This is a genomic window from Streptomyces sp. NPDC052682 (genome assembly GCF_040678435.1).
Taxonomy (GTDB): Bacteria; Actinomycetota; Actinomycetes; order Streptomycetales; family Streptomycetaceae; genus Streptomyces.
This window is the reverse complement of the sequence record NZ_JBFATS010000040.1, coordinates 1-8,282: the sequence shown is the minus strand read 5'-3', so window position 1 is coordinate 8,282 and position 8,282 is coordinate 1. Positions and strand designations below refer to the sequence as shown.

Annotated in this window: 8 protein-coding genes; all 8 read right to left on the bottom strand. The window is 72.3% G+C overall.

The genetic code is table 11. From position 1 onward, the window contains the following. Window positions 1-63: 63 nt before the first annotated feature. A complete protein-coding gene (locus AB0K80_RS33660) occupies window positions 64-2,037 on the bottom strand; it encodes a winged helix-turn-helix transcriptional regulator (protein ID WP_365676329.1) in 1,974 nt (657 codons plus the stop codon). A 90-nt stretch (window positions 2,038-2,127) separates the two neighbouring features. Then, complete coding sequence (locus tag AB0K80_RS33655) at window positions 2,128-2,418, bottom strand: helix-turn-helix transcriptional regulator (protein WP_365676327.1); 291 nt, start codon at window positions 2,416-2,418, stop codon at window positions 2,128-2,130. Between the two features lie 1,251 nt (window positions 2,419-3,669). Continuing rightward, window positions 3,670-3,831 (bottom strand): hypothetical protein, encoded by a 162-nt coding sequence (locus AB0K80_RS33650; protein ID WP_365676326.1) that lies wholly within the window; start codon window positions 3,829-3,831, stop codon window positions 3,670-3,672. 458 nt (window positions 3,832-4,289) lie between these two features. Beyond that, window positions 4,290-5,978, bottom strand: a complete 1,689-nt coding sequence (locus AB0K80_RS33645; RefSeq protein ID WP_365676324.1) for a replication protein — start codon at window positions 5,976-5,978, stop codon at window positions 4,290-4,292. Window positions 5,979-6,471: 493 nt separating this feature from the next. After that, window positions 6,472-6,783 carry a hypothetical protein gene (locus AB0K80_RS33640; protein WP_365676322.1) on the bottom strand — a complete coding sequence of 104 codons (312 nt, stop codon included), beginning with the start codon at window positions 6,781-6,783 and terminating at the stop codon, window positions 6,472-6,474. Between the two features lie 57 nt (window positions 6,784-6,840). Further along, window positions 6,841-7,047, bottom strand: a complete 207-nt coding sequence (locus tag AB0K80_RS33635) for a hypothetical protein (RefSeq protein WP_365676320.1) — start codon at window positions 7,045-7,047, stop codon at window positions 6,841-6,843. Further along, window positions 7,044-7,931: a protein spdB gene (locus tag AB0K80_RS33630; protein ID WP_365676318.1), complete on the bottom strand. Its 888-nt coding sequence runs from the start codon at window positions 7,929-7,931 to the stop codon at window positions 7,044-7,046. Before AB0K80_RS33630 ends, AB0K80_RS33635 begins: the two co-directional genes overlap by 4 nt. 2 nt (window positions 7,932-7,933) lie before the next feature. Then, window positions 7,934-8,254, bottom strand: a complete 321-nt coding sequence (locus AB0K80_RS33625) for a hypothetical protein (protein WP_365676316.1) — start codon at window positions 8,252-8,254, stop codon at window positions 7,934-7,936. Between the last annotated feature and the right edge of the window lie 28 nt (window positions 8,255-8,282).

The window sequence follows — 8,282 nt, the reverse complement described above, 5'->3', positions numbered from 1 at the left end:
CGATCTGCTGGGCCTGGTCCTCCGCCGCGCGGGCGTCGGCCACGGCCTGGGCGAGGTCGGTGCTCATGCGGCACCCCCGATGCGGATCTCGGTCCCGTCCTTGGCGAGCAGCCCGCGCTTGACCAGGGCGTCGACCGCGCGGGCGACGGAGCCGGGGTTAAGCCCGGTGGCCTTGGCGATCTCGGCATTCGTCGACGCGCCGTCCCGGACCGTCGTGAGCACGGCGCGCTGGTTGTCCGTCAGGTCGTCGGGGACGGCCGGCGCCTCAGCCGCGGGCGGGGCGAGCAGGAAGTCACCGCCGTCCTTCACCAGGCGCAGGGCCGGGCGCACCGCCTCGACCTCCGGGGCCGGGGCGGGCGCCGGTACCGCCGGGAGGGTCGACACCGGGCTGTGCCACGGCTCGGCCTTGGGCAGTCCGGCGATCATGCCGTCCGTGACGTGCCACAGGCGCAGCGGGTCGGGGGTGCGCTTCTTGTACTGGAGCATCGCCCGGCCGGGGATGCCGTCGAGCTTGGAGGGCAGCCAGCCTTCCTGCTGGGCGGTCTCGCCGAAGATCGCGCGCTCCGCCTCGCCGGGGTTGACCGTGAGGGACAGGAACGCGCTCATGTTCTCCTTCACGGCCGCCGGGACGCCCACGGCCTTGGTCGGGAACTGCGTCGCCCACACGAACTGGAAGCCCACGCTGCGGGCCTCGGACCACAGCTCCTCGAACAGGTCGAGGACGTCGGCGTACTGCTTCTGCTTGGACATCCGGACGATGGCCGCGCCCTCGTCGATGACGACCAGGAGGTTGCGGTTCTCCGGCCGCCCGTCCGGCACCCAGGTGGAGCCGGTGGCCATGCCCTGGCGGCGGTGCATCTCGCGGGTCAGCTCCTGGGCCATCCCGTAGATGCGCGCGAGACGCTCCTCGCGGTCGGTCTCCTGGCCGACGCACCGCAGGCAGTGCTGCCAGCCGATCGCCTCCTGCCGCTTGGGGTCGATGACGATCGCCGTCCAGTCGTCGTCCATCACGGCCCGCATCACGAGCGGGCGCCAGCTCACGGACTTGCCCATGCCGGTGCGTCCGGCGGCCAGGATGTGCGTTCCGGCCTTGAGCGGCAGGTCAACGAACTCTCCGGTCACCTCGTCCACGCCGATGCCGACGTGGTCCGGCGTCCAGATCATCGAGACTCCGTCCGACGCGGACCGGGTCCGGATCACGATCAGCGCGCGGTCGCCGTGGCTGCCACGGCTGATCTGCATCCGGGTCTCGGTCTTCATGCCGAGCAGGGCGCGGACCTGATCCGCCTGAGCGGCCAGGGCCTTCGCGGACCAACGGCCGTCCAGCCGGACGCCGCAGACGATCCCGGCCGCCGTGATCTCGGGGTGCTCGGTGAGCGTGCCGGACAGGCCGCGCTCCTCCGCGTGCTGCACCCAGTACGTCGGGGCCAGCCGCTCCATCAGACGGCGCTCCTCGGCCGACAGGTCGTCGTCGAGCTGCACGCGCACCTCGCGGCGACCGAGGAACAGCGCGCCCGCGTTGAGCGCGATGAGCCCGAGCGAGGTTCCCGCCGGCCACATCGCCCAGTCGTCCGGCGTGCTCATCACGTAGGAGGCGACCCCGGCCGGGACGACGTGCGCGGCGTGCACGCGAACGGCGAGCTGCCGCAGCGTCATCGGGTAGTTCTTCTTGGCCTCCTTGAGCTTGGACCGGGCGACCTTGGCGTGACCGGTCGCGGCCTTGTCCGCCGTACGCGCGGCGCGGCGGGCGCTGTTGAACGGGTTCTTGCTGGCCGCCCGTGCGGCCCTCCTCTGGCTCGCGGCGGTCGCGGCCGTCGACCGCGCCGACGTGTGAGCGCGCTGCGCGTCGATCAGCGCCTTCAAGTTCTCCGGGGTCCGAAGCGCCATCCGGCGGTCAGCCTCCGCGTCCCAGCGGGCCGCGAACGGGGCGAACGCCGGGGCGAGCGCATCGAGGGTGTTGGCGGTGGCGTCGGCCGACGCCTTCCACGCCGACTTGGTGGGCTCCGCCACCTTGCGGAATGCTGCGGTGTAGTCCACGGGGTTCCTTCCAGGGTGCTCGTGGATGAGGGGCGGCCCTTCCGTTCGCGCGGGGGGCCGTCCCGCTTTCGTATCTGGCGGGTCTGACAGCTACAGCCGCGCCTGACCCTCCGCGCCCTTGGCGGGCGGGAGCCGGTCGGCCTGGGCGATGGCCGCGTAGCCGGAGAGCAGCTCAGCGACCGTCAAACCGAAGTAGTTGGCGACCTTGGGGAGGTCGTTGAGCTTCCAGTTCGACTTGCCCAAGAGACGCTGCGACAGCGAAGCCCTGGTGATCCCGATCACCTCGGCCACGTCAACCTGCCGCTTGCCGGTGCGGGTCATCAAGAGTCTGATCGTCTCGTTGACCGTCGCTTCCAAGTCCTCTGCCTGCCCTTCACTCATGGCGATGGCAATCCCTTCGCCGCGATGGATTTCCCATCGCGGAATCGATGATGGCACGCCTTGCGGCGCGATGGCAACACCATCATTGGATCATGTCCGCTATGCCCGGCTGATGCCGCAATCCCGGGGCGCAAGGATCTTGCGGCCCGGTTGCGGGGGCGCAAGTGGTTTGACCTGCGGTTTTCGGTCTTGCGGTGGTTTCCGGGAGGGGGGCCCTACGCGCGCGCGCGCGAGGCGGTCCCGTTTTGCGTCCCGTTCCGAGCGGCGCGGACCGCCCGCCGGGGGAGGGGTCCGAGAGGCCGTGCGGTCAAAATTTCTCTACTGGATCAAGGCGGCCCTGCCGGGCCGCGCGGCCCGGCCCGCGTCCGGGTCCGCGCTCCTGTCTCCGCCCCGCGCCGCCCCGGCCGCCGACCGGGCCGCCAGAAGCCACAGACGGCCGTCTGAGCCATCGGGAACGCTTCGCGCGGGAGGTTGGGCCGCTAGCCGCCTGAAAGCCGCTCAGGCGGCCACGCAGCGGCATCCCGCCGGGGTTTACGCGCGCCTGCTCCGCCGACTGGCGCTTTCGTCGTTGTGCTCGTAGATCGGGCTGGCGGGGAGGGGAGGGGTGCCCGGCGGGGCTGAGCGGCCGTCTGCCGGGCCGGTAGCGGGGCTGGCCGCCGTACCCCCGCCGTCACAGATGCGGGCGCGTGAGGCGACCTTGCTGTCCGTCCTGGGCTGATGGGGGGCAGCTGCTGCCGCGATGTGGCGGACGCCGGATAGCTGGTCAGCCCTGACCGTCTCGTCGTGGCTCAGCGTCCGGCTCTCCGTCCGCACCTTCCGACCGCCACAACGGCATGGCCTGTGCCTGCATCCCCGCCCGGTTCCGGCTCAGCCTCCGACGGGGCGCCGGCGCCCGCCACGCGTCCGGCAACACGGGCGACTCCTGGGGACTCCCAGCGGGAGGCGCGAGCAGGAAGTCACCGCCCGCCGAATCGGCCGCTTGCTCCCGGACCGGCCCCGGAACTGCGGCGTTCATTTCGTCACGTGACGGAACGTCGGGGCTGCGGGTTTCGACACGTGACGAATCTCGGCGCGCGACGGCCGCCGCCACGGCGGCGATCACCGCTTCGCGCTGCTTCCGTGCCTCGTACGCCCGCTGCCTACAGCTGCGGCGGCAGTAGTCCCGGCTCCGCCCCACGCCGGACTGCCGGATCTGCTCACCGCACCAGGCGCACAGCTTGTTGCCGTCGCCGTCCCTCGGAGTCTCGTGCTTCATGGCGCCGAACGGTACGCGGGGCGCCGGCGGAATCCGCGGCCGCCGTCGACGAGCCCGGCCGCCGTACTCGAGTACGTCACCGACCGCCGCCGTACGTCTCCGAGATGACGTACGCCGACGAGCACCAGGACCACGAGCACGACCAGGACGACGGGCACCTCTGGCACTTCCGGCCCGCAGCATTTGCACGGCCCACGAACCCCCGAACCGCCACACCCTTGCATCACGACCCGACGGCCCCGCCAACGCGTGCACACGTGCCCGTGCACACGTGCACGGCGACAAGATCCACACGGTCACACCTCTTGCATTCACGAGCGCACGAGCGTGCGGCCGGACCGAGGTCAGTTCGTAATGCCTGAGGTGTGACCGACAGGTCATCGCGCAGCGAGCGGCGCAGCCGTACAAGATCAAACGCGGGTGGAGGACAAAGGGGGTTCCCCGTCCCCGGGAACCCCGAACCGCGCGGTAGGTGGCGGCAGCGAGTTGTGGGTTACTGATCCCAGTAACGCCGTCGTGCCCGGCGGCCCCGACAGGTTTTCGGGGCGACCGGGCACGGTCGGGCGAGCGTTCTGCAGGGCAGTAACGACCCGCAGCAAGGTAGTGCGAACTGGGGTCAGTTCGCGGCAGCCGCGGGCTTCTTCTGCGCGGCGATGAGCTTGCGGAAGAAGTCCTGCTGCAGAGCTTCGGCGGCGGCGGGCGGCGCGTCGTCCGGCAGGGCGGCGAGCGCGTCGGCCAGCTCGCCGCGCAGCCGCAGCATCAGGACCTCCGCCCGACGCTTTTCGGCCTTGCTCTGGAGGCGTTCGAGCATGGCCGCCTGGATGTTGGCGAGTTCCTCGGCGGTGGCAACCCGGACGTGGTCGGCCCGGCCTCCGAGCTGGCCGACCATGTCGCCCACCGAGTCGTAGAACTCGCCGACGACGACGGCCTCCATCTCCTTCTCCGCGTCGGTCCGCTCGACCGTGCCGTACGCGTCGCCGGTCATGACGACGCCGCCCGTCAGCGGTTCCTTGGCGGCACCCTCGTAGACGAACTGGAGGTTGGTCTCGTCGGAGTCGTCGCCCACGAGGTGGACGTGCCCGCGCAGGCCACGCGTCCACTCGATGGCACGCCGTCCGGCGAACGCTTCCTCGTACTCCGCCCACCAGGCCCGAAGCTGATCCGGCCTGCCGTAGCCCTCCGCCTGGCGCGGGTCGGTGCCCTGAACCTCCAGGTCCCACAGCCGGTAGAGGATCTGGAACGGCGTCATGGACTTGCGGCCCCGGCCGGTCTTGGAGTCGGCCCGGACGGTCTCCATCGCGGCCCCGCCCGCCGCGTCCAGGTCGGCCCGGACCGAATCCGCCGGCGGCTTGCCGTCCTGCACCTTCGTCAGGTACTCGATCAGCGCCTTGTCGTCGGGCGACCGGATGAACTTGACCATGACGCCGTGGCCCTTGCCCTCGCACTTGCAGTCCCGCTCGAAGCACTCCTTCGAGGGCGCCCAGGACGGGTCCATCTTCCGCAGCGTCTCGGTCCAGAAGTTCCGCAGCCAGGTCTCCCACGCCTCCAGGTCCTCGGCCGTGGGCTCGAAGTAGCCGGTCACCGTGCCCTTGGCCGGGGTGCCGTCGAGCGTGGCCCCGAGGAACACCAGGCAGTTCATGTGCGGGTGGTAGCCGTTGGCCTGCGAGCGCGTGACCTCCGAGGCCCGGACCATGCCCGCGTACCCGATCCGGTGCCGGTGGCCGTCCTCGGCCGGGCGGACCGAGTGGCCGAACGAGCCGTCCTTGCGCTGCCACCAGGAGACCGCCTCGGGCCGCCCGTAGAACGCCGAGTCGGTCAGCATCCGCTGGTAGGCGCCGGGCACCCGCCGCGGCTTGCCCGACCGGTCGAGCACCGGCTCGCCCTTCGCGTCGAGCTTGGGTTCGCCCCACAGCCCCGCCGCGAGCCGGGCCAGGTCCGTCGTGCGGTTGTGCCGGGCGGTGAGCACCACCACGGCGAGGATGCCGCCCTGGGCCAGCCAGCGCAGGGCGCCGGTCTTCAGCTCCTCGGTCCGGCCCCGGCGGATCGCTGCCGAGCACTCCGGGCAGAACCAGATCCGCCCGCAGCGGACCAGGCCGATCGTCACCGCGTACCCGCGCGAGGACCGGGCGACGATCACGCCCGTCTCCGGGTCGAGGATGCGCACGCCGCACCCCTGACAGGCGTCGATCTTCGACGTGCGGTTGAGGACCTTCCGGCCCTGCCACCGCCGGATCGCGGCCCGCGCCGACTTCTCCTCGCGGGTCAGGTCAGAGTCGGTCTGGCCGCTCTTGGAAAACTCTGTCAACCCTTTACCGAGGCGACCGCTTTTGGTCTGACCTGCGGAAACGGCGTCTGCGGCGGCTCGCTTGGAACCGCCCGGGTTGCGCCTGGCGGCGCTGCGGCACGCCTCGCCGCAGAAGCGGCGGGCGCGCTTGCCGGGGGTCTGGGTGAGGGGCTTCCCGCAGTAGCAGCGGGCGGGTCCGGACACGCGAAAGCCCCTGGTCAGGGACGCGTCGTCGGACGCGGTCGCCACAGGGGCCTGTTGTCCTGCATCATGGGAACGCACTACGTGAGCACCAATCCTGAGTGGCCTAGGAACCGGATGGATCTTGGTGTTCGCTGAGGGGCCCGGAGGTCAGAGACCGGGCCCCTCAACGCATTTCTGGGGCTTGTGGGGAACGAGCCTGCCATACGTGACAGTCAGTCAGTGGGGCGACGCCCGGAAGTCCTTGGGGCTGCTGTGACTTGGAGGGCCGAAGAGAGCCCCGCCGGAAAGGCCGGCGGGGCTTCGTCGTTGGTCAGCGGCCGTCAGCGATGTCGCGGAGGCTGCGGGCCTCCGCGCGGCTGAGCTGGTCCGGCCGGGTGCGCGGCGCGTCCTCCACCCACGGGAACGGGCGGATGCCGTCAGCGGCCTTGAAGACGCGGATGGCGGCGCCGTCCGGGGCGTCCGGCAGGGCGTAGACCCGGCCGCCCTCCAGCGAGGCCAGGAGCCGGGCGCCGTGGTGCTCGCAGCCCTTCGCCCCGGCGTTCTGCCGGTCGAGCACCATCACGACGGGCGGGCCGTCGCAGGGAGTCGGGTCATCGGGGTGGGCCGCCGGGCAGCGGGTCATGAGGGTCTCCTTCAAGTGCCGGGGCCGACGGTATCGGCCCCGGCGGGTCGTCGGTGGTCAGGCGGCAGGGGTGAGGCGTGCGGCGAGCTGGGTGGCGGCGGCGAGGATCAGCCGGACCTCCGCCTCAGCACCGGCGGGCAGTCCGGCCGGGGCGGGCGCCGGCGCCGGGGGCGTCGGCCGGGCCGGGGCCGGACGGCGGCGCAGGACCACCGCCAGGACCACGATGCTGACCGCCACGGTGGCGAGGTAGGCGAGGGCGATCACGGGGCCACCGCCTGTCCGGTCGTGACGCGCTTCCAGGCGGCCCGGAGCCGGGTCTCGGCGGCGGAGTGCCCGGCCTTGCGGAACGCGGCGGCCAAGGCGTTGTACGACATGGGCGGGTTGGTGCTGGCCCGCAGCTCCCTCACGATCTCGTCGAGCTGGGCGTCGGTGAGGGCGGGCGCCTCGATGGCGGCCACCGGCTCGACCGGCCCCCATACCGGGAGCTCCCAGCGGGGCTGTGACGCGTCCTGTGACGCGGGTGTGACGCGCTCAGTCACGCAGGTCAGAGCCCTGCCGGTGCCGTCGCCCTGCCGGACGCCCTCCAGCTCTGACCAGGCCCCCGCGAGCCTCCGGGCCGCCTTAGCCTGAGCGTCTGCGACGCGCTTCCCGGCGTCCGTCACGGCGTCGAGCCGGGTCGCCTCCGTGCCCGCCTCAGCGCGCAGCTCGGCACGGGCGATGGCGGCCCAGTCGCGGGCGTCCTGCTGGATGCGCGCGATCTTGTCGAGCGCGTCCGGGGTCAGCGCCGTGCGCTCCCACAGCCCATGCACGAGCCACAGGGCCTTGGCCGCGAGCGGCAGCCAGGCGACCGCCAGCCACGGGCCGGGTGAGGCCTCCCCGAGCGCGTGGGCGACCAGGACGCCGGTCGCCACCGCGCCGAAGAACCAGCCGACGCCGGTCACGACCGGGTTGTGGTCGCCCTGCCGGGCCAGCCGCCGCTCGTACGCGAGGGTGGCCAGCCAGCCGCCGTCCAGCCCGAGGCCGACGACCAGGGCGACGGCCCACGGCATCGAGTCCCCGAGCCACATCACGACCACGGCCAGGGTCAGCACCATGCTGACCGCCGTCATGGCGACCGCCGGGGCGGCGGTCATCGAGCGCTTCTGCATGGTCACTTCCCCTTCCGGATCTCGCGGATGAGCAGGTACGACACGCAGCCGCCGACGGTGACCGCGATGGCGGTCAGGGCTACGGCGAGGAACAGGCCGGTGAGGACGCAGCCGCAGACTGCGGCGGCGCCGACCCACGCGGCGACCTTCCCGGCGGACCGGCCGCCGGCCGTTCCGTGCGAGCAGCTGCACGCGGCGTGCCCGGCCGGGGCGGGAGCGGCGGCGTTCACCGCCTGGACCACGGCGAGGATCTGCGCGATCTGCTGGGCCTGGTCCTCCGCCGCGCGGGCGTCGGCCACGGCCTGGGCGAGGTCGGTGCTCATGCGGCACCCCCGATGCGGATCTCGGTCC

Excerpts from the sequence above, each read along its gene's own strand:
- AB0K80_RS33630 (WP_365676318.1), bottom strand. The coding sequence starts at position 7,931 with ATGCAGAAGCGCTCGATGACCGCCGCCCCGGCGGTCGCCATGACGGCG.
- AB0K80_RS33625 (WP_365676316.1), bottom strand. The coding sequence starts at position 8,254 with ATGAGCACCGACCTCGCCCAGGCCGTGGCCGACGCCCGCGCGGCGGAG.
- AB0K80_RS33655 (WP_365676327.1), bottom strand. The coding sequence starts at position 2,418 with ATGAGTGAAGGGCAGGCAGAGGACTTGGAAGCGACGGTCAACGAGACG.
- AB0K80_RS33640 (WP_365676322.1), bottom strand. The coding sequence starts at position 6,783 with ATGACCCGCTGCCCGGCGGCCCACCCCGATGACCCGACTCCCTGCGAC.